Raw genomic sequence first — 20470 nt, 5'->3', positions numbered from 1 at the left:
CCCATTCCGAACCCGGAAGCTAAGCCCTCCAGCGCCGATGGTACTGCACTCGACAGGGTGTGGGAGAGTAGGACACCGCCGAACACAACATCCCAGAATGCCCCTGACCACCCGTGGTCAGGGGCATTCTGCATTCGAAACCAACACCCACACAACACAATCGAAAGAACGCGTACGCACTGTGTACCGTGCTGGTTTCGTGTGGCACAGTCGTCTTCGATGAAACTTCCCGTCGACGGCCAGCGCGTCCGCAAGGTTCTCCTCGATTTCGACCTGACCGTCGAATTCGACAGCGGTGCCACTGTCGCGTTCAGTGAAGTCGTCGTCGACGATCTTGTGGTCGACGAAGACAATCAATTCGAGGGACTCAGGGCGTTCGCGGTGTTGCTCGGTGTCGTTTGCGATGAAGCCGAGTTCGACGAATCCGGTGTTCTTCGTCTGACGTTCGACGGACGGACTCGGGTTGTGGCCCATCCACGACAAGAGGTCGAGTCGTGGGAATTCTGTGCGGCCGACGGGTCGACCGTTCTGAGTGGTGCCGGGGGCACCGTCGAATCGTGGCCGGCACCGCCGCACCGAAGCGACGAAGAATCCACTCGGGAGGGTCTGCCCTCGATCGGTGCGACGGTTGTTCGCATCTCGACCGGCGACGATGCTTCCGTAGAATTCTCCGACGGAACTCGCCTGAATTTCGATCTACCGCTCGACGCGGGTTACTTGGTGCTGCGGGAGAGCGTTACTGCAAGTTCAGACGCGGGCGGGGACTGGGTCGTCGAGTTGTCGTCGGGGCACGTCATCTTCTACCGACCACGCACCACATAGGGCTTGCCGAACTGAGTTGCGACACCGTCCGAGTACAGCACCGAGTCGGGTGGTCGAGTACTGACCCCCGGAAGACCCGCAGCGGCAATCAATTGATCCGAGCAGTGGGTCAGTTCCGCGTCGACCAGGGCCCAATGTCGATGCACGTTCGGCACGTACAGCAGGTGCCCGCCCAGCGCGGTGTGCAGTCCCCACCGAGCGGTGAGGAAGACCGCCAGCGGGTCGTCGGACATGTCGCGTGTGCCCCGCACGATGCCGAAGTCCGTCGTCGCACCGCGTTTCGGCGGTGCCAGCCGTCGGCTTCGGTAGGAAATTGCTCGTTGGTCGTCGTCGATATCGATCGATGCCCACCGGTAGGGGATACGTGCGGCATTGGTGCCCACAACTACTGCGAGTCGGGTCGCCTCGAGGGAGCGAAAGACGACACCGCGTCGGCCTTCTGCGTCGATCGAATACAGCCGCACGTTGATCTCGCCGAAGGTCCCGAAGTACGGCACCGGGTGCCGATATCCGAGACCTGCACCGACCATGTGGAACCCGATGAGACCGACCCACGACGAACCGTCGAACTCGTCCGGTACGCACCCAGCCGGTAACAGCGGCGCGACGGCCGAACTCGGTACTCGCCAATGCAGGAAGACGAGTCGTTCCCACCGCTGGTCCATCAGAATCGGACGAGGCAACAGCGGTGGCCGGGGCCAGAGGCGTCGGGCATCGTCGCGGTTCATGTACTCGAGGGTAGGCGCGCCACGTCAGGAGGCGGTGAATCTGGCGTGCACGCTGGCGGAGATCGTGATGTTCTCGGGCTTCAGGGCGAACGCGGCGGGCCCGGATTGTGCGGCAAGCATGCGGTGGGACGGCTCGGTGACGGCGCGTTCGGCAGACCCCGTCAGCAGTCCGGGATCGGCAACGGCCACGGCCGTCACATTCACCCTTCCCAGGCTCGACGCATAGGCCTCTGCCTTGGACACAGCATCCTGCACTGCACGTTCGCGGACCTCATGGGTGTGGGCTTTCCTGCTCGGTTCGGTGAGGTCCCAATCGAAGTGGTCGATCGAGACCCCGTCGAGAGCGGATGCCGCGTACACGAAGGCATCCACCAGGTCGAGTTGGCTGAACTTCACTTCGACGGACGCCTCGGCCTGATAGACGTACGGAAGTTGTTCGCCGTCCTGATTGAACGGGCGGTGACGGGAACGCCGAACCTGATCGATGGTCCATCGATCGATCGGCCCGTGTTCACTGTTGTAGAGGGGTTCGATGAGGCGAGTGAGCTCACGTACGAGTTGCCCCGCAGGCTCCGACGCGGACTCGGCGCTGCGGCCGTCGGTACGCACCGTCAGGGACAACGTGCATTGTTCGGGTGGGTAGGTCACCTCGCCGTGACCGACGACGGTGATGTCGAGTGCTTCCGGGATCATGACGTCCAGTCTGGCATCCAGGCACGGGGATTCATCGAATCTCAACACTGCTGGCCGACGCGTCAGGTGCGGAGGACAATCGGGTCATGCTCCCTGTTCTCGATCTCGAGTCGTCCGAAGACGACCCACAGACCTTCCGACGGGCTCTGCGCGAGGCAGCCCACAACTCGGGGTTCTTCTACCTCGTCGGACACGGCATCGGCACCGACCGGATGGCCGACGTGTTGCGTTCGGCGCGGGCATTCTTCGCGGTGCCCGACGCCGTCAAGGACAAGATCAGTCAACTGAAGAGCCCACACTTTCGCGGCTATTCGCGAGTGGGCGGCGAGCTGACCAACGGTCGGGTCGATTGGCGCGAGCAGATCGACATCGGTCCCGAGCGGCCGGCGATCGAGCATGCGCAGGGCTACTGGAATCTGCAAGGACCGAACCTGTGGCCGTCCGAACCCGAGGGCTTCCGCGAGACGTTCGAGCAGTGGGAGCGATCGGTGTCGCAGATCGGACTCGCGCTGCTCCGACATTGGGCGGCCTCTCTCGGCGCGGACGAGCACGTGTTCGACGACGCGTTCGGCACCGCGCCGGCAACGTTGATGAAAGTCGTGCGCTACCCGGGTACGCCGGATCACTCACAGGGTGTGGGTGCGCACAAGGATTCTGGGGTGTTGACGCTGCTCCTGCTCGAACCCGACTCGGCCGGGTTGCAGGTGGAGACGACCACGGATACCTGGGTCGATGTGCCGCCTCTGGAGGGCGCATTCATCGTCAACATCGGCGAGCTGTTGGAAGTGGCGACGGGCGGCTACCTCCGCGCGACGCGGCATCGGGTGATCGCCCCCGGGCCGGGTACCGACCGGGTATCGGTGCCGTACTTCCTCAGTCCCGCACTCGATGCCGTCGTACCGATCATCACGCTGCCACCGGAACTGGCACGGCACTCACGTGGCGTCGAGGACGATCCCGCCAACCCCATCTACGACACCTACGGGGCGAACGCCTGGAAATCCCGTACGCGCGCACATCCCGACGTGGCTCTGTTGCACCACGGCATCGTTCCCGCCGGGCACAGCTCCGCTCAGTGACGCTGGCTGCGACCCTCATTCGAGGCGCGCCACTGTGCCCAGGCGCCGGTGCACCACAGCGCCCACACGATCAGAAGGGGTTGGAACAGCAGTCGGATGCCGCGTGCGGCATCGGAGTCGAGACCGAACGCGTCGGTGTGCGTGACGAATTGAGAGATGTTTCCCGGGAAGACGGCGACGAAGAAGGCGGCCACCACCCATCCCACGAGCGCTGAGCGAGCAGTCCAGAACAGGAGCGCAAGACCGAGAACGATCTCGACGACGCCCGAAGCCAGGACGACGACGTCGGTGTCGACGGGCATCCATGTCGGTACCTGGGCCGCGAAGGTGCTGCGTGCCCAGAACAGATGGCTCAGACCGGCGAAGACGAGAAATGCTCCCAGCACGATCCGGCCGATGGTCCGAGATATCGATTTCGTCATTGCGCCATGAGACACCACGGGCACACTGGTGACCATGACCGGGACCACCACGACCGAGCATGCGTCGACCGATGCCACTCGGCGGCGCTGGGTACTGCACGTCGATCTCGACCAATTCATCGCAGCGGTCGAGGTGCTGAGGAACCCCGAACTCGTGGGCAAAGCCGTGGTGGTCGGCGGCAGGGGAGATCCGACCGAGCGTGGGGTGGTGTCGACGGCGTCCTACGAGGCACGGGCGAAGGGCGTCGGATCCGGACTGCCGCTGCGGATCGCAGCGAAGAAGATTCCCGACGCCGTTTTTCTTCCCGTCGACAAGCCGGCATACGACGAGGCGTCGGCGACGGTGATGGACACGTTGCGTTCCCTCGGGGTGGTGGTGGAGGTGATCGGCTGGGACGAGGCCTTTCTGGGCGTCGAGACCGACGATCCGAGGACATTCGCCAGGACCGTGCACGACGCGGTGTTCGATGCGACCGGGCTGCATTGCTCGGTCGGGATCGGGGACAACAAGCTTCGAGCGAAGATCGCCACCGATTTCGACAAGCCTCAGGGTATCTACCAACTCACCCAGGACAATTGGTACGAGGTGATGGGAGAGCGCGGCACCGATGCGCTGTGGGGAATCGGCAAGAAGATCTCCACCCGGCTTGCTGCACTCGGTATCACCACCGTCCGTGAATTGGCCGATGCGGACGACGCAGACCTTGCCGCGGCGTTCGGGCCGAAGATCGGGCCGTGGCTCGGTACGAAGGGGCGGGGGATCGAGCTGTCTCCGGTGACGTCCGAACCGTGGGTCGCGCGATCACACAGTCGGGAAGTCACGTTCCAGACCAACGTCGCCGACTGGACCGTGATCAGGGACGAGGTCGCGAATTTGACGTCGAAGGTGCTCGCGGACATCGAAAGCGAGAATCGGCCTGCGGTCCGCGCGGCATTGAAGATCCGGTATGCCCCGTTCGAGACGCATACCGTCAGCGCCCCGATCGCGGGCCCGCCAACCTTCGATGCAGCGATTCTCACGTCGGCCGCGGTGGCGCTGGTGGATCGGCTCGACCACAGCCGAGAGGTTCGCTTGATCGGTGTGCGACTGGAAATGGTTCCGCCGCAACCGAAACCAGCGTCCTAGTTCACTTTCGGCCGGCAGCCCACTTCATTCCCCAGCCGTACTTCTTGTCGAGATCGGCTTGGCTGCCCTGGATGTACTCCACCTCGCGCGTCACGGTGATCCCGGCGGACGTGTTCTGCAGCAACGCGATCGAGCAGATCCGTGCCGAGTTCTCGGCCGAGTCCAGGCGAACCTCCACCTGTGGACCGCTGGTGGGGTACAGGGTCACCACGCCGTCGACCGCAGCCCAGTTGGGCGCGCCGTCGTAGATCATCGCGAAGATCAGAATGCGCGTGAATTTGTCGGGGTCGGCGAGATTGATATGCATGTTCTCGCCGCCGCTAACCGAACCCGACCGGTCGTCGCCGTCGAGCGCGATGAACGGCGCCTGCTGCAACGAACCGAAGCTGTTTCCCAGTGCCTGAACGACGCCCTTGGAACCGTCGCGCAGCTCGTAGAGGCAGCCGAGGTCGAGGTCCACCCCTCCGGTGCCGTACGACGCGGCGGCCAGCTTCGCCAGAAAGCCTTTCTTCTTCGGTTGCGCGGCAGGTGCCCCGCTCGACCAGTTGAGATTCACCCGCATCGACCCCTGCTTCTCACCGGACTTGGTCAAGCTGATGGTGGGCGACGCCTTGGACAGCGTCACCTTGCTCAGATTCACCGACGCGGCGGGCTGGGCGGGCTGAGAGGGCTTGCGGGTGTAGTCGATGGCCATCGTGGAGCCTTCCGAAACGGTCGAGTTCCGGATCGCGATGTCCGGTTTGGGCGGTCCGTCGAGAATAACCGCAACCGGGGTCGACGACGTGGGCCGGGAGTGCACTATGGAGTTCTCACGTTCGATATTGAAAGGAACCGATGAACCCGGTCGTAGAGGTCGCGCAAGGGAAACTCAGTGGTCGCACAGTTGCGGGGGTGAGCGCCTTCAAGGGAATCCCGTACGCGGCACCGCCCTTCGGTGCACACCGCTTCCAGGCACCACAGCAACCCGAGTCGTGGGAGGGCGTCCGGCAGGCCACCGAATTCGGCCCGACGGCTCCCAAGCCCGGATTTCCCAGCCCGATCGACCAGATTCTGTCCGAGGTGGCGATCGACGGAGACGATTGCCTGAACTTGAATGTCTGGACGCCCGACGTCGAGGCTGCGGGGTTGCCGGTACTGGTATGGATTCACGGTGGGTCGTTCACCAACGGCAGCGGCGCGGTACCCACGTACGACGGCACCGCCTTCGCCCGCGACGGAATCGTGTGCGTCACCATCAACTACCGATTGGGCGTCGACGGATTCCTGGCGATCGACGGAGCGCCCGCCAACCGCGGTCTGCTGGATCAGGTTGCGGCGCTCGAATGGGTGGCCGCCAACATTGCGGCGTTCGGCGGCGACCCCGCCCAGGTGACGGTTGCGGGGGAGTCGGCGGGCGCGATGAGTGTGGGCACGCTGCTGTCGATGCCTCGCGCGAAGGGGCTGTTCCGCCGCGCCATCCTGCAGAGCGGCGGCGGGCACCATGTGCTGACGGAGGAGACCGCGAAGAAGGTCACCGCGGCGTTGGCGTCGGACCTCGGTGTGGAACCCACCGTCGACGGTTTCGGTTCGGTGCCGGTGGTGGACTTGACGGCCGCGCAGACCGCGCTGTCGAATCGTATTGCCAAGCAACCCGATCCGCGTCTGTGGGGCGAGCTGGTCCTCAATGTCATGGCGTACGAGCCGCACATCGACGGGGACGTGGTGCCGGCCCGGCCGATCGATGCGATCGCCGCCGGCTCGACCGCAGACGTCGAGATCATGGTCGGATCCAACTCCGACGAACACGCGCTGTTCTTCGTACCCAGCGGCGTGTTCCGGCACATCGACGAGAATCTGCTGCGCATGGCCATGGCGGGCATGGGTGCCGACGCAGACCGGGTGCTCGAGCTCTACCGCGCCGACACACCCGACGCCACCGCAGGTGAGGTCATGATGGCCGCGATGACCGACTGGTTCTTCCGAATTCCTGTCATCCGTATCGCCGAGGCTCGTTCGGGTTGCGCGACGTATATGTACGAATTCGCGTGGCCGTCATCGTCGTACGAGGGCAAGCTGGGTGCCTGCCATGCAATCGAGATCCCGTTCGTCTTCGACAACCTCGCCGAGGGCACCGGAGGTTTGCTCCTCGGGCCGAACCCTCCGCAGAAACTCGCCGACCGGACTCACCGCGCCTGGGTGGACTTTGTCACGGCAGGCGACCCGGGCTGGGCCCCGTACGGGTCGGAGCGAACGGTCATGACGTTCGACGAGGAGTCGGCTTCGGTGCAGGATCCTCGTGCGGCACAGCGGGAGCTGTGGGACGAGATCCGGTAGACGACAGCACCGGTGGTACATGCCGTACCACCGGTGCCGTATCTGGATCAGGGGCGCGGAACGTTACGCAGGTTCGACTTCGCCATCCGAACTGCTTCTCCTACACCGCCGTTGAGGACCACCTTGCTCATCGCGAGCGCGAAGCCCTTGAGCTGCTCGCCGGTGAGGGTCGGCGGCACCGACAGTGCCAGCGGATCGGTGATCAGTTGCACCAGGGCAGGCCCGTCCGTGGCGAACGCGGTTTCGAGTGCGCCGCGAATATCACCCGGCTGGTCGACGCGCTGCGCGTGAATGCCCGCAGCCCTGGCGATTCCGGTGTAGTCGACCTGTGGCACGTCTACACCGAAGTCGGGGAGGCCGTCGACGAGCATCTCGGCCTTGACCATGCCCAGGGTCGAGTTGTCGAACATGACGATCTTCACCGGCAACTTGTACATCGCCACGGTGAGGAGTTCGGAGAGCATCATCGAGAATCCACCGTCACCCGAGATGGAGACGACCTGACGGCCCGGGTGCGCGAACTGCGCCCCGATGGCGTGCGGTAGCGCGTTGGCCATCGAGCCGTGCAGCATCGATGCGACGAAAGCTCTTCTGCCGGTGGGGTTGATGTATCGGGCGGTCCACACGTTGCACATACCGGTGTCGGTGGTGAACACGGCATCGTCGTCGGCCAGATCGTCGAGCACGGACGCGGCGAACTCGGGATGGATCGGCACGAGCTTCTCGGCATTGCGGGTGTACGCGCCGACTGTCTTGCCCATCAGATCGTTGTGCTTGTCCAACCACTTCTCTGCGTACCGGCGATCGGTCTTGCGAGTGACCAACGGAGCCAACGCGTTCAGAGTTGCACGTACGTCTCCGTGGATGGGGTACTTCACCGAAGTACGGCGGCCCAACTTGGTCGGATCGATGTCGATCTGCGCGGTCGCGACATCCTCGGGAAGAAACTGTTGGTACGGAAAGTCGGTGCCGAGCAGGATCAACAGATCCGCGTCGTGGATACCGGCGTGCGCAGCTCCGTAGCCGAGCAGACCGGTCATGCCGACGTCGTACGGGTTGTCGTACTGGATGAACTCCTTGCCGCGCAACGAATGTCCGACGGGAGCGCCGATGGTGTCGGCGAATGCCACGACCTCGTCGTGGGCACCCTTGACGCCGTAGCCGGCGAAGATCGCGACCTTCTCGGCATTGTTGATGGCGTCGGCCAGCTGTTGGATGTCGGCGGCGGGCGGAGTGACGACGGGAGTCGACGGAATGGAGATGGGATCCATTGCGCCGGCAGCGGACAGCTCGGCAATGTCACCGGGGAGCGTCACCACCGATACTCCGCCGCCGGTGATCGCTGCGTTGATCGCAGCGCGGAAGACGCGCGGTGCTTGCTCGGCGGTGGAGACGAACTCGTTGTACAGCGAGCATTCGACGAACAGGCGATCGGGGTGCGTCTCCTGGAAGTACCCCGACCCGATCTCGCTGCTGGGAATGTGGGATGCGATCGCGAGAACCGGTGCGCCGGAACGGTGTGCGTCGAACAGCCCGTTGATCAGATGCAGGTTACCCGGTCCGCAGGAGCCGGCGCAGACGGCGAGGGTGCCGGTGGTCTGCGCGTCCGCCGATGCCGCGAAAGCAGCAGCTTCCTCGTGGCGAACATGGATCCAGTCGATGCCGCCTTTGGCCGACCCTCCGGTCCGACGCACCGCGTCGACCACCGGGTTGAGACTGTCGCCGACGATTCCGTAGATGCGCCGAACTCCGGCGTCGACGAGTCCGCGAACGAGTTGATCGGCCACTGTGGTGGACATAGGTTTTCTCCTCGGATGTAGTAGCGCGCCGCGGGGTCGATGTGCCCTGCGCGCATTCTCGACGCCTTCCCGGCGCCGAGGGTGTACGAAACATCCTGGGTAGGTGCGCGTGAACCGTCAAGAGCGAAGGCCCTGGTCACAGCGGACGCGATCTTCGTCACGTGGGGTTTTTCCCGTCAGCACCCAACCGAATGTGGGGGTGGCCTTACGCCGACATCCGCAGTATCCGGACAGAAGCCACGGTTCCCAGCACCAGCACTCCGGTCGCGATGGCGAAGGCGATCGCGTACGAATCGCCGATTGCGGGCGCAACCACCAATGGCCCCACCACTTGTCCGACGCCGTAGACGGCAGTCAGTGTCGCCGCGGTACGGCCGATGGGAAGTGTGTGCGCTGTGCTCATCGTCAGCATCGTGATGCCCATGAACGTTCCCCCGAACAACAACGCTGAACATACGGCGGCTAGGGTGTTCCCGGTCAGTGCGGGAAGCACTGCGGCAATGGACTGTAAGGCGAATGCGGCAACCAGAGCACTGCGCAGGCTGGTTCGACGAGCCACCCCTTGCCACAGCACCGTCGCCGGCACCGCAGCCAATCCCACGACGATCCACACCGCTGGACCCACCGACGTGCTGCCGTGGCCACCGACCGCTGCCACGAGAAACGTGCCGACGATGATGTACCCGAGGCCCTCGAGGAAGTACGCGACGAGCAATGTCCGCCACACCGCGCGGGTTCCGGCGTTCACCTCGCCCGCCTCGGACCGCCCTGCAGGCTCGGGGTGTACCCGAAGCGTCCACGCCGGGGCGACGAGCACCGCAGTCAGTATCGCCGAGCACAACCACAGCGCCTCCCACGACAGATGTGGTCCGGCGAGCAACGTCAGAATGCCCGACGCTGCAATACCTGCACCGACGCCGCCGAACGCGATTCCTGGTGACGCACCGTCGGCTCTGTGCTTGGTGACGGTGCTCGCGCAGGCGATGAACACCGCGGCACTCGCCAGGCCGGCCAGGAACCGCAGCGCCGAAAACGTTGCGGTGGAATGCACTGCAGCCATCGCCATTTCGCTTGCGATGAGCACGAGCGTCCACAGCCTGAACGACGTCGTCGTATTGATCGACGGGCGCACCGACAACACGATCGCGCCGACGAGGTAGCCGGCATAGTTCGCGGTTGCGATGACGGCACCGCTGCTCGGGGTCACCTCCGCCGCGTCGACCATGATCGGTAGCAGCGGCGTGAACACGAATCGCCCGACGCCCATCGCGGCCGCGAGTCCGGCCGCGGCAGCGAACGATAATCGACGGCCGTTCATTGCGATCGCCCTCCTAAGTCGTTAGCCGCGCCAAAGGTACGCGTTGGATCCCCGTCTCATCGAACCGCGCAGCAGGGAACCGATCGCACCACCGGTGCGTCCAATACCTGATACCGACTGTGGGGGACGCATGAGTGAGACGAAGTACACCGACGCAGAACGACCTATCTGGGCGCCGTACTGGCCGAACACGTTGGGCCGCCTGTGGCAGGCCGTCATCGCGATTGTCGCGGTGGTAGCCATTGCGATCTATCGCGGACGGCTCGAGGTGCAAGGAAGCGACAATGGGCACACGATCGGATCGATCGCTCTACTTGCCCTCATGGCTTGCGTTTGGATCGGGCTCAACGACAACGTGATTCGATGGGGAATCCCCGTCCGATTCGTTCGGCGCGTCGAGGACCACGCGCTCGGTAGCGGCGTCTGTATTCCGCCTCGGACCGCCAAGCTCTTGTTGATCACGGTCGCGTCCATCTCGGTGTCAGGAATGGGGGTCGCCCTGGCGAAGAGTGACGTGTTCGGCGCGGCCGGTATGCCGATTGCTGGAATTGCCATCGTTGTACTGGTGGCGACGCTCGGCTTCCGCAGCAGCGTCGAACTGCGTTTGTTCGCGGACGGATTTGTCAGACGCAGACGGTCGTGCATGTTCTTCTTTCCGCGCACCCACGACATCCTCGTGCGCTGGGACGATGTGGAGCAGTACGAGGCCTCGACGTACCGAACGTCAAAGAAGCGGGGGAGTGGGTTCACCGAGCCCGTACTGTATGTCCGAGCGACTGGCCTCGATATCGAGCGTCCCCGCGACCGGCTGGATCAACCGGACCGGATGGCGATTCGCATCCATTTGCTCGCAGCCGAGCCGAATGCCGTTCTGGCATCGATGAAGTGGTGCACCGACGGCCCGGTCAACCGGATCCGCATGACCGGCTACGACTCACCCGACCTGCTGGCGCCACCACCGCTTCGTGAGCGACTGGAACTGTCGCGGTCCTAGCTTCGGCACGGAACCGATCACGGGCTCGCTGCGTCAAACCCGATGACGCCGATTCACCGGGCGTCGATACGGTGCGACTCGGGGGAGCGTCATGACAGTGAATGTGGATCCAGTGATCCTGCGGCAGTTCTCGAATGTGCTGTCGGGAACGGGGGAGGTGATCGCCGAGTTGGACACCCTCGCCCCGTTCCGAGTATCCGAGAATGCGCTGCAGGGTACCGACTTTCGCGCAGCGTGTGCGGCAGCGTCCGCAGCGGCTGCGGGAGCTGTTGCCGCTCTGGCAGGCCGAGCCGAATGCGTTGCGGACATCGCCCGTGGTGTCGCGCAGAACTACGAGATCACCGACGACGACCTTGCCCGCCGCCTCGCTACGATGGACCAGCCGAAATGACCCCGACCGTGCCGCACGTCGCCGGCTGGGAGCCGCAGTCGATGCGCAAGACGATGATCGAACTGGCCGAGATAGTCGAGCGCGTCAACGGCCAACGAACCGGGGTGTTGGAAGAGCAGGACACACTGGCCGAGACGTGGACCGGCGACGCGGCACGCGCCGCAGCCGATCGCGTAGTGGCCGAATGCTCCCGGATGAGCTCCGTCTGCAGCGAAATCGACTCGCTCGCGGCTGCATTCGAAGGTGCAGCCGATATCGTCGAGGCCGCCCAAGCGCACGTGCAGGCTCAGGTGTCCGCGGCTACGACGAGCGGGTTCGCGGTAAGGGCCGACGGTGTGGTGAATCCCGAAGGGATGATCGCGCTGATTCCCGACAGCCTGGGTGACGAGAAGACGCGTCGAGCCGACGAACTGCGTTCTGCAGCAAATCAATTGACCGAGGACATCCAGAGTGCTCTGCGCCAGGCCGAGAGTGTCGCTCTCGACGCTGCGCAGCAGCTGGCCGAGCCCACCGAGGTGCTGACGGCGCTCGCCCTCGACAATCCCACCGGAAAGTTCGTCGAGAACCCGGACGGGTCGTTCTCCTGGATGCCGGACTGGCCGTCGACCATCGCGGCGTCGGTCGTCGGAGGCATGGCCGCCGTGACAAGGCGGGCGCTGGAATTGCCCGGTGTCGAATCCGTCGACGACGTTGCCAAGAACATCGGACGCGGGCTCGGGGTCTTCGGAGTCGTTGCCGGTGCGATTCCCGGAATTGCGGGAAAGATCGACGAGGGAGTGAACCCGGCTGAGGCCGTGATCGTCGAGGCAACGCCGATAGTCGCGGGAGCAATTACGACCTGGGCGTTCGGAGCCGTGGGTGGCATGGCGGGTTCCATTTTTCCGGGGCCCGGCACGGTGGCCGGCGCTGCTGCCGGGATCGCACTGGGCCAAGTCGTCAGCTACGGCGTGGAGAAGTTGTTCGAGGCGGCAGGAAAATGAGCGAGATCAGAGACGATCGCACGCCCCAGACCGAGGACGTGCTGCGTAAGAGCCTGGTAGCGCAGAAGTATCCATTGTGGGTGCGGACGTGGCGCAGTGTTCACCTGGGTTGGCTGGTAGCTCTCGGGGTTTCGTCTGCAGTCCTTGCCGCGACGATCGTGGCTCCGGTTCTCCTGTTCGGGACGCTTTCCGGGGAGACCGTTCTCCTCGTGTCGCCGCTGGTGCTCGCGGTGCTGATACCGCTCACAGCGGCCGTGGTGTTGTCCGGCATCGGTTCTGCGCGGCTGTCGCTGTTCGTGCGACCGGTGACTGTCGCCGGAGTCGGCCGAGGCGTGGCAGTGCCAGGGCGGGGGACTGTGTTGTATCGCAGCGGAATACTCGCATTCGCGTTGGTGTCCGGCCTGTCCTACATCCACTGGGGAGGAGACGCACGGGTAACTACAACGCGTCACGACCTGAGCGTCGTAGTCATGTCGCACTTCGGCGCTCCGATATGTCTGCTGATTTTCGCACTGAGTGTGCTCGTCGTCAACCGGACCCGAATTTCACTGCATCCCGATGGCCTCGTGGAGGAGATCTATCGGCGCCGCGGATGGAAGGCCACCACTGCAATCACGGTTGTCCCGTGGGACGGGATCGTCGAGCTGCAGCCGCAGACGCATCCGAATCCTGCGGTGTCGCATTCACATTGGTACCCCACCATCCGAGTCGTGTATCGCGACCCTGCCGGTGGAACGGATCAGGTGCTGGTCCTGATGGCGTGCGAGAAGAAGGTAGAGCCCAACGCGCTGCTGTCCGTACTGCAGTGGTGTCGGGACAATCCCTGGGGCCGTGCGCAGCTTGCCCATGACGACGCGCGAGAGCTACTGCGCCCGCCTCGATTCCTCGATCGCATCGAAGCAGACCGAGCGGCGTCGATGTCGGGTCGACGGGACGTCCAGTGACAACTCGGGAACAATCGATGCAGGGCGTTCTGCAACAGCGTGGTGTCGAGCTCGCGCCCGTACATCTCGACGAATGCGCAAGGTTCGGTCTGGAGCTCCCTGCGCTGCCGGGGTGGGATCTCGTTCCTGCGCATCTGTTTCCGCACGCCACCGCGGTGCTGTGTTCTCCGGCAGATGCGGTCGACGGGTTCGTTCCCAACGCGGCAGTCTTGACCGGAAAGTTGACGCGGTCACTCGATCCGCAGACCCTGCTGGCATGTGGGTTCGGCGACTCCCGGGCACTTCCGGAATGGATCGACGTCAGCTACGACCGTGACCCGTTCTGCGGTCTACCGTCCGTTTCGATTGCGGGTCGGTACGACTGGGAGGGTCGGACGTTGTTCGCTCGGACCAGGTATGTCGTGGTCCACCACATCGTCGATCAGTACCTCGTCCAATTGACGGTTACCCTGCCCGACCAGATGAGGTCTCGCTTGCTTTGGGCGACAGATGTATTCGTGGACGAGGTTCGTATCGGGCATCGATAGCTCACGCAGGGATCTGTTGTACCACCGCAGCGACGGCCTCTGCCTGGTCTGCGATACGAGGGCCCCATCGACTCGACAGGTCCTCGTCCATCGGGAAGATCCGGCCGTCGCGGACGGCGGTCATCGACCCCCAACCCGGTCGCGACGAGACTAAAGCGGCTGTGACGCCACAGCATTGGGCGTCGGCAAGAAACACCACATCCGGGTTCGACGTGATCACGGCCTCGGCGGCGAGCTGCGGGTAGTCGCCGGCGTCGGAACCGTCGGCGATGCTGGTGAGTCCGAACAGACCGTAGATCTGCCCGACGAAGCTCGCACTCGTCACCGTGTACAACGTGTCGTCGAGTTCGTGGAAGTACGTCAGCGGCGCCTCGCGGGTCGGGACGCTCGCGACGGCTGCATCGATCCGGGCACGAGTCCGGGACACGACGGCATCGCCGTCGGCGTCGTGGCCGGTGGCGTCCGCGACGCGCTCGATCTGCGAGTAGGCATCGTCGATGCTCGTCGCGGCAGGCAGCACCAGCGTCGGAACGCCTGCCTCGGCCAGTGTCGACGTCACGAGGCCCAGGTCGGTGGAGGCGATCACCAGATCGGGGTCGTACGCAACGATCGCTTCGAGGCTCGGGGTGAACGCCGACAACCCTGTCTTCGGAGCGTCGGCGGGGAAGTCCGATTGATCGTCCACGGCCACCACCTGGTCGCCCGCCCCGACGGCGTACAGCGTCTCCGTCGCGGTTGGGCTCAGCGACACGATCTTCTGTGGAGCAGCGTCGATGGTGACCGAGCCGCCGTCCGAGCCGGACGTGATCGTCCTCGGAAACTCGCCACTCGCCGCGGGTGCCGGATCGGCGGCGGGTGGCGCGTCCGTTTCCGTGGTGCTGCATCCCGCCGCTACGAGCGCGACGACCGCGAACCCGGCTGAGATCATTCGTGCCGATCGACGCTGCACTGCCACTCCTGTGTTGTCCGGTGTCTCTTCGGACGCCAACACTATCGGGGAGCGGTCAACGCCCCAGGCTCCGTGCCAAGTACCTACCGGTGTGAGTGTCCGAGGCCACCAGCTCGTCGACCGTCCCGGTGAACGTGATCAGCCCGCCGTTGTGGCCGCCGTCGGGACCTAGATCGATGATGTGATCCGCCGCGGCGACGACGTCGAGGTTGTGTTCGATGACGATCACCGACCTGCCCTCATCGACCATCCCGGACAGCAACGCGATCAAGTTCGACACATCCGACGGGTGCAGACCTGTCGTCGGTTCGTCGAGCACCAGCACCGAAGACGACCCGATCAGCTCGGTGGCGAGTTTGAGACGTTGCCGTTCGCCGCCGGACAGGGACGACAAGTTCTGACCGAGCGAGAGGTAGCCGAGTCCGACGTCCCGGCAGCGGCGCAGAATGTCTCGAATCTTCTTGACCTCGAAGAAGTCCTGCGCATCCCCGACGGACATCTCGAAGATGTCGGCGATGCTGACGCCGTCGACGGTGTGCCGGATTGCCCCGGAGCGAAAGCGCCTGCCCTGGCACGTCTCGCAGGTACTCGTCACGGGATCGGTGAATCCGAGTTCGGTGAAGATGACACCGCTGCCCTGGCAATCGGGGCACGCGCCGTCCGAGTTGGGGGAGAACAGCGACGGCGGTTGCCCGGTCTTCTTGGCGAAGTACGCGCGGATCGGATCGAGCAGACCGGTGTAGGTCGCAGGGGACGAACGGCGTGAGCCCCGGATCGGTGCCTGGTCGATGACAACGGCGTCGGGCGCGGCCTCGCGCAGGTGTCCGTGGATGAGGCTCGACTTTCCGGAACCGGCGACACCGGTGACGGCTGTCAGTACCCCGAGCGGGATGTCGACGCTGACGTCGCGCAGGTTGTGGGTGGTGGCACCGGAGATACTCAGCCAGCCCGAAGGCGTACGGGGAGTCCGTATCTCGGCGTCATCACGCCGGAGCGCGGAGCCGGTCCTGGTGTCGGCTCGGCGGAGCTCGTCGAAGGTTCCCTCGAACACCACTGTGCCACCAGACTTTCCGGCGCCCGGTCCGATCTCGACGACCCGGTCGGCGATGGCCATCACTTCGGGGTCATGTTCGACGACGAGGACGGTGTTGCCCTTGTCGCGCAGCGCGAGCAGCATGTCGTTCAGACGGTGGACGTCGCGAGGATGCAAACCGGTCGTCGGTTCGTCGAAGACATAGAGCATGTCGTTCAGCGTGGCTCCGAGGTGACGAACCATCTTGATGCGCTGGGATTCACCACCCGAGAGCGAGGACGTGGCACGGTCCAGGCTCAGGTAGCCCAGGCCGAGATCGACGAGCCTGGTCAACTGCGTGACGATTTCGGCGGTGACGGAGTGCAGGCCCTTGATGTCCCATTGTTCGATACGGTCGGCGAGTTCGGAAACCTGCATGGCGAACGCGTCGGGCAGGGACAGTCCTTCGAGAGTGGCACCGCGGATGGTGTCGTTGTAGCGGGAACCGCCGCAGGCCTCGCAGACGCCGCGCGTGACGATGCGCTCGAACGCGGCTTTCGCCTTGCCCTTGAGCGCATCTGCGTCCTTCGCGAGGTAGCTTCGGCGGAACCTCGACACGATGCCCTCGTAGCTCTTCATGACGGCGTCGGGATTGGTCACCTCGACCTCGCCGGGCTTGGCGTCGAAGAAGAGGTGACGCTCCCGCGCCGAGTACTGCTCGATCGGGACGTCGAGATCGAACAGGCCCGAGTCGGCGAACACCCGGTACGGCCATTTGCCGACCTCGAAGTCAGGATGCTTGAACGGGCCCTCGCGCAACGACGTCGACTCGTCCACCAGTTCGTCGAGGTCGACGACCTTCGCCTCGCCGAGCCCCTCGCATTCGAGACACATTCCGGCGGGGTCGTTGAACGAGAAGGCGTTGGCGTAGCCGATGTTGGGCGTGACGGCGCGGGACCACAGCATGCGCAGCCAGTCTCCGATGTCGGTGATGGTGCCGACCGTCGACCTCGGGCCACCGAACAGTCGCCTCTGATCGACGATGACGACGGCCGACAGGTTCGCGATCAGATCTGCATCCGGTCGGCCGTAGGACGGTAGGAACGTCTGCGCGAACGCGGTGAACGTGGAGTTGATCTGCCGCTGTGCTTCGGCGGCGATGGTGTCGAACACCAGTGACGATTTGCCCGACCCGGAGACGCCGGCGAACACGACCAGCGAGCGTTTCGGCAGATCGAGGTCGACGTCGCGCAGGTTGTTCTCTCGGGCTCCACGCACGACGATCGTGGACAGTGCATCGGTAGGTGGCTGGTTTTGTGCTACTAGCTGGGGCTCGGTCATCGCGTTGTCGATTGCCTTTCGCCGCGCCCCGAAGGGCGTACACCCACGTTGGTTCGCGCAGTGCCGCCGCAGCCTACCGTACGGTGTACGGAAACGCCACAGGTAACGGATCGACGCAAGGAGCGATCCATCAAAGACGGCTGCTGGGGTGGGGGTTTGTCGTAACGAAAGGTCTCGATGTCGACGAGAAGGCATGTGTTCGCAGCCTGCATTGTCGTGTTGCCGATGCTGGCGGGGTGCAGCACGCCGCGCGCAGACGTCGGCACGGAGGTCGAGGCGGTGCCAGGGGGAGGCCTCACGCGCTCTACCGTTGTGCCGAGGATCGTCATCCCCGATACCCCGACGGTCGAGAGGCCCGCACCCGCAGCCCCCGCCTACATGCCTCCGGTTGTGTGTATGAATCTGCAGTCAGCGCAGAACGCGATCCAGGCGGCCGGTGTCTTCTACTCCCGCAGCGCAGACGCGTCAGGGGAGGGCCGTATGCAGGTCAACGATTCGAACTGGATTGTCGTCGAACAGGATCCGGCTCCCGGCGTCCTCATCCGCGAGGGCGATGCGGTGCTGTCGGTGGTCAAGACCGGGGAACCGAACAACTGTTGATGGGTGGTCAGCTCGGTAGGCGGTGTCGAGCTTCGGACTCGGCCTCGCTGCCGGGGGTGCTGTAGGCAAGGTGCCCGCCGATGAGTCCGCCGAGTCCTGCGGCTGCGAGGCCGGCCGCCGCCAGAGCTTTGGCGACTCCGTCGGTCTGCTTCCGGCGACGGAGGTAGGAGCCCAGAAAGAGGAACACCCCGGTTGCGTTCGAGGCCGCGTGGATGATGCCGACCCGACGCTGAACAGTGTTCATCGTCGACCAGTCGGCCCATCCGGTCGCTATCGCCGGCGGCGCGGACGCGAGACCCAGCGCGACGACAATTTTGGCCGCCCTGGACTGGTTCTTGACGAGGTCGAGCGCGACGGCGCTGGTCCAGCTGCCGATGGTCACCGTCACCAGCGCGGGGTGGATGGGGTGCCCGATCCACCGGCCGTGCAGCGCTGATCCGACGGCACTGTCCGCTACCGCAGGTGCAAGTACGCCATGGATCGCGTCGCTGGGTCCGTCGAGAAGCGAGGCAGTCTCGAGACTGTCGAGTGCTTGTTTGATTGTCATGCAACACCGAATGCCCCGTGATCGGCGAGCGAACCATCGACGTCGAAGTCGAGGCAAGAAGCTTGGACGTCCTATAACGTCGTTGTCATGACGAACGGCACCCGAGTCAGCACCGTCGACGGCGTTCTGCGCAGGTCGGCGGCGAAATTTCCCGACCGTACGGCCGTGACATTCGATGGCCGCAGCCATAGCTACCGCGAGCTCGACACTGCCGTGACGCGGGTCGCCCGTCGGCTGGTTGCTATGGGCTTGAACAAGGGTGACCGGGTAGCGGCGTACGGCGTCAACTCCGACGCGTACGTGGTGGCATTTCTTGCCTGTGCGCGAGCAGGATTGGTGCACGTGCCCATCAACTACGCACTCATGGGCGACGAGCTGCTGTATCTGCTCGATCAGTCGGGCGCACGGGCTGTGCTCGTCGACCCGGAGTTGTCGAACACTCTCGATTCCGTTCGGAGTGGCACAGACGTCGAATTCGTGGTGTCGCTTCCGGATCTGCTCGACGCTGCTGGGGATGATTCGGTCCTCGAGCCGGCCGCGGACTCCGCGGACCTGGCGCAGTTGCTCTACACCTCCGGCACGACGTCGAAACCGAAGGGCGCGATGATGTCTCACGGCGCGCTCGTTGCCGAGTACGTCTCGTGTGTGATCGCTCTGGGGTTCACCGAAGACGACGACCCGCTGTTGGTGATGCCGATGTACCACTCGGCCGGGATGCACGTGTTCATGCTGCCGTATCTGTCGGTCGGGGCGACCGTGCGACTGATGCGCAAGCCCGACGTCGCGGAGATTCTGCGGCGGATCGAGGACGAGAAGATCAAGTCGTTGTTCCTGGCACCGACGGTGTGGGTTCCGCTCGCCAATCACCCCGACCTCGATTCTCGTGATCTGTCGTCGTTGAAGAAGGCGCAGTACGGGTCGTCGATCATGCCCGTCACGGTGTTGACCCGGCTGCGTGAGCGATACCCGGACATCGAGTTCTACAACTGCTTCGGACAATCCGAAATCGGTCCGCTGGCAACGGTTCTGCAGCCGTCCGAGCACGAGGCCAGACCGGCGTCGTGCGGTCGTGCGGTGTTCTTCGTCGAGACCCGCGTCGTCGACGCGGACGGTAACGATGTGCCGGACGGCGAGCCCGGTGAGATTCTCTACCGCTCGCCTCAATTGTGCGACGGTTACTGGGACAAGCCGGAGGCGACGGCGGATGCGTTCTCGGGTGGGTGGTTCCATTCGGGTGATCTGGTGACTCGAGACGCCGAGGGGTTCATCACGGTCGTCGACCGGATCAAGGACGTCATCAACACGGGCGGGATTCTGGTTGCTTCTCGTGAGGTCGAGGACGCGATCTACACGCACCCCGCCGTTGCCGAGGTCGCGGTCATCGGAACTCCGGACGACAGGTGGATCGAGGCGGTGACTGCTGTCGTCGTGCTCAAGGACGGCAGTGGGGTGTCGGCGCAGGAGTTGATCGACCACGTGAAGGGCAGGATCGCGCCGTTCAAGGTGCCGAAGACCGTCACTTTCCTGGACGAGTTGCCCCGCAACCAGAGCGGAAAGTTGCTCAAGCGCGCGTTGCGCGCCTGAGTTGTTCAGGCTGCTCGCTGTTTTCGTCGGTGGTAGCTGGGGAGGGGCTGCTGTCTGGGGTCGACGGACTCGGGTGGGATGGCGTACGGGTGTCCGTCGTCGCCCATGATCAGTTGCCAGTCGCCGTGGTGGATGAGGCGGTGGCATTCTCCGCAGACCAGCGCGAGGTTGTTCAGGTCGGTGCGGCCGCCGTGTTCCCAGAATTTGATGTGGTGCAATGCCGTTAAGTTAGCGGCACGCGGAGGCGCAACCGAGGAGGGTGCTTCTCGTGACGCCCGTGATGGTGCGAACGTTTGGTGTT

Annotated in this window: 21 protein-coding genes and 1 rRNA gene; 12 read left to right on the top strand and 10 right to left on the bottom strand. The window is 64.4% G+C overall.

Annotated features, from left to right (window positions below; all coding sequences use genetic code 11):
- Together rrf and AB0O58_RS26005 are read left to right on the top strand one after the other, a co-directional pair.
- Nucleotides 1-84, top strand: a 5S ribosomal RNA gene (gene rrf, locus AB0O58_RS26010); the annotation flags it as partial.
- Nucleotides 85-219: 135 nt separating this feature from the next.
- Nucleotides 220-822 (top strand): DUF6188 family protein, encoded by a 603-nt coding sequence (locus AB0O58_RS26005; protein ID WP_206498457.1) that lies wholly within the window; start codon nt 220-222, stop codon nt 820-822.
- On the opposite strand, the gene AB0O58_RS26000 is transcribed toward AB0O58_RS26005, so the two are convergent.
- Nucleotides 801-1550: a DUF2071 domain-containing protein gene (locus tag AB0O58_RS26000; protein ID WP_366239005.1), complete on the bottom strand. Its 750-nt coding sequence runs from the start codon at nt 1548-1550 to the stop codon at nt 801-803. The two genes, AB0O58_RS26005 and AB0O58_RS26000, sit on opposite strands and share 22 nt — an antisense overlap.
- Nucleotides 1551-1574: 24 nt before the next feature.
- A complete protein-coding gene (locus AB0O58_RS25995; protein ID WP_366239004.1) occupies nt 1575-2243 on the bottom strand; it encodes an SIMPL domain-containing protein in 669 nt (222 codons plus the stop codon).
- 86 nt (nt 2244-2329) lie between these two features.
- Here AB0O58_RS25995 and AB0O58_RS25990 point away from each other — a divergent pair, with 86 nt between their 5' ends.
- A complete protein-coding gene (locus AB0O58_RS25990; RefSeq protein ID WP_219519958.1) occupies nt 2330-3322 on the top strand; it encodes a 2-oxoglutarate and iron-dependent oxygenase domain-containing protein in 993 nt (330 codons plus the stop codon).
- Here the strand turns inward: AB0O58_RS25990 and AB0O58_RS25985 are convergent.
- Nucleotides 3316-3744 (bottom strand): DoxX family membrane protein, encoded by a 429-nt coding sequence (locus AB0O58_RS25985; protein ID WP_287454044.1) that lies wholly within the window; start codon nt 3742-3744, stop codon nt 3316-3318. The two genes, AB0O58_RS25990 and AB0O58_RS25985, sit on opposite strands and share 7 nt — an antisense overlap.
- 34 nt (nt 3745-3778) lie before the next feature.
- On the opposite strand from AB0O58_RS25985, the gene AB0O58_RS25980 reads away from it, so the two are divergent.
- On the top strand, nt 3779-4870 hold the full coding sequence (locus AB0O58_RS25980; RefSeq protein WP_287454046.1) for a DNA polymerase IV: 1092 nt from the start codon (nt 3779-3781) through the stop codon (nt 4868-4870).
- A gap of 1 nt (nt 4871) precedes the next feature.
- On the opposite strand, the gene AB0O58_RS25975 is transcribed toward AB0O58_RS25980, so the two are convergent.
- The gene (locus AB0O58_RS25975) at nt 4872-5564 is read right to left on the bottom strand and encodes a Tellurium resistance (RefSeq protein WP_032384924.1); all 693 of its coding nucleotides are present in this window, start codon (nt 5562-5564) and stop codon (nt 4872-4874) included.
- A 140-nt stretch (nt 5565-5704) separates the two neighbouring features.
- Between AB0O58_RS25975 and AB0O58_RS25970 the strand changes: the two genes are divergently transcribed.
- On the top strand, nt 5705-7183 hold the full coding sequence (locus AB0O58_RS25970; protein ID WP_206498453.1) for a carboxylesterase/lipase family protein: 1479 nt from the start codon (nt 5705-5707) through the stop codon (nt 7181-7183).
- A gap of 47 nt (nt 7184-7230) precedes the next feature.
- Here AB0O58_RS25970 and AB0O58_RS25965 read toward each other — a convergent pair whose 3' ends face one another.
- Both AB0O58_RS25965 and AB0O58_RS25960 read right to left on the bottom strand, forming a co-directional pair.
- Complete coding sequence (locus AB0O58_RS25965) at nt 7231-8982, bottom strand: pyruvate dehydrogenase (RefSeq protein ID WP_363799578.1); 1752 nt, start codon at nt 8980-8982, stop codon at nt 7231-7233.
- Between the two features lie 205 nt (nt 8983-9187).
- Complete coding sequence (locus tag AB0O58_RS25960) at nt 9188-10300, bottom strand: YbfB/YjiJ family MFS transporter (protein WP_363799576.1); 1113 nt, start codon at nt 10298-10300, stop codon at nt 9188-9190.
- A gap of 130 nt (nt 10301-10430) precedes the next feature.
- On the opposite strand from AB0O58_RS25960, the gene AB0O58_RS25955 reads away from it, so the two are divergent.
- The 5 genes from AB0O58_RS25955 to AB0O58_RS25935 all read left to right on the top strand — a co-directional run bounded on the left by AB0O58_RS25955 (nt 10431) and on the right by AB0O58_RS25935 (nt 14136).
- Nucleotides 10431-11294, top strand: coding sequence for a hypothetical protein (locus AB0O58_RS25955; protein WP_366239003.1), 864 nt, complete (start codon nt 10431-10433; stop codon nt 11292-11294).
- A 91-nt stretch (nt 11295-11385) separates the two neighbouring features.
- Complete coding sequence (locus AB0O58_RS25950) at nt 11386-11685, top strand: type VII secretion target (RefSeq protein WP_366239002.1); 300 nt, start codon at nt 11386-11388, stop codon at nt 11683-11685.
- On the top strand, nt 11682-12665 hold the full coding sequence (locus AB0O58_RS25945; protein ID WP_366239001.1) for a hypothetical protein: 984 nt from the start codon (nt 11682-11684) through the stop codon (nt 12663-12665). Before AB0O58_RS25950 ends, AB0O58_RS25945 begins: the two co-directional genes overlap by 4 nt.
- On the top strand, nt 12662-13609 hold the full coding sequence (locus AB0O58_RS25940) for a hypothetical protein (RefSeq protein ID WP_366239000.1): 948 nt from the start codon (nt 12662-12664) through the stop codon (nt 13607-13609). Before AB0O58_RS25945 ends, AB0O58_RS25940 begins: the two co-directional genes overlap by 4 nt.
- 17 nt (nt 13610-13626) lie before the next feature.
- Nucleotides 13627-14136, top strand: a complete 510-nt coding sequence (locus AB0O58_RS25935; RefSeq protein ID WP_141215145.1) for an LpqN/LpqT family lipoprotein — start codon at nt 13627-13629, stop codon at nt 14134-14136.
- A 1-nt stretch (nt 14137) separates the two neighbouring features.
- Here AB0O58_RS25935 and AB0O58_RS25930 read toward each other — a convergent pair whose 3' ends face one another.
- Together AB0O58_RS25930 and AB0O58_RS25925 are read right to left on the bottom strand one after the other, a co-directional pair.
- Nucleotides 14138-15064, bottom strand: coding sequence for an ABC transporter substrate-binding protein (locus tag AB0O58_RS25930; protein WP_094664550.1), 927 nt, complete (start codon nt 15062-15064; stop codon nt 14138-14140).
- A 76-nt stretch (nt 15065-15140) separates the two neighbouring features.
- Nucleotides 15141-17438, bottom strand: a complete 2298-nt coding sequence (locus AB0O58_RS25925; RefSeq protein ID WP_366238999.1) for an excinuclease ABC subunit UvrA — start codon at nt 17436-17438, stop codon at nt 15141-15143.
- A 396-nt stretch (nt 17439-17834) separates the two neighbouring features.
- Between AB0O58_RS25925 and AB0O58_RS25920 the strand changes: the two genes are divergently transcribed.
- Entirely contained in the window at nt 17835-18038 is a 204-nt protein-coding gene (locus AB0O58_RS25920; protein ID WP_094623302.1) for a PASTA domain-containing protein, read from the top strand.
- Nucleotides 18039-18045: 7 nt separating this feature from the next.
- Here AB0O58_RS25920 and AB0O58_RS25915 read toward each other — a convergent pair whose 3' ends face one another.
- On the bottom strand, nt 18046-18585 hold the full coding sequence (locus tag AB0O58_RS25915) for a DUF2231 domain-containing protein (protein ID WP_167327037.1): 540 nt from the start codon (nt 18583-18585) through the stop codon (nt 18046-18048).
- 87 nt (nt 18586-18672) lie between these two features.
- On the opposite strand from AB0O58_RS25915, the gene AB0O58_RS25910 reads away from it, so the two are divergent.
- On the top strand, nt 18673-20169 hold the full coding sequence (locus AB0O58_RS25910) for a fatty acyl-CoA synthetase (RefSeq protein WP_366238998.1): 1497 nt from the start codon (nt 18673-18675) through the stop codon (nt 20167-20169).
- Between the two features lie 5 nt (nt 20170-20174).
- On the opposite strand, the gene AB0O58_RS25905 is transcribed toward AB0O58_RS25910, so the two are convergent.
- A complete protein-coding gene (locus AB0O58_RS25905; protein WP_366238997.1) occupies nt 20175-20387 on the bottom strand; it encodes an HNH endonuclease signature motif containing protein in 213 nt (70 codons plus the stop codon).
- Nucleotides 20388-20470: the final 83 nt, after the last annotated feature.

It is taken from the genome of Rhodococcus sp. NPDC080181, from assembly GCF_040702225.1.
GTDB classification, from domain to species: Bacteria; Actinomycetota; Actinomycetes; order Mycobacteriales; family Mycobacteriaceae; genus Rhodococcoides; species Rhodococcoides fascians.
Note: the sequence above shows the minus strand (reverse complement) of the source record. Positions and strands in the feature narration are given on the sequence as shown.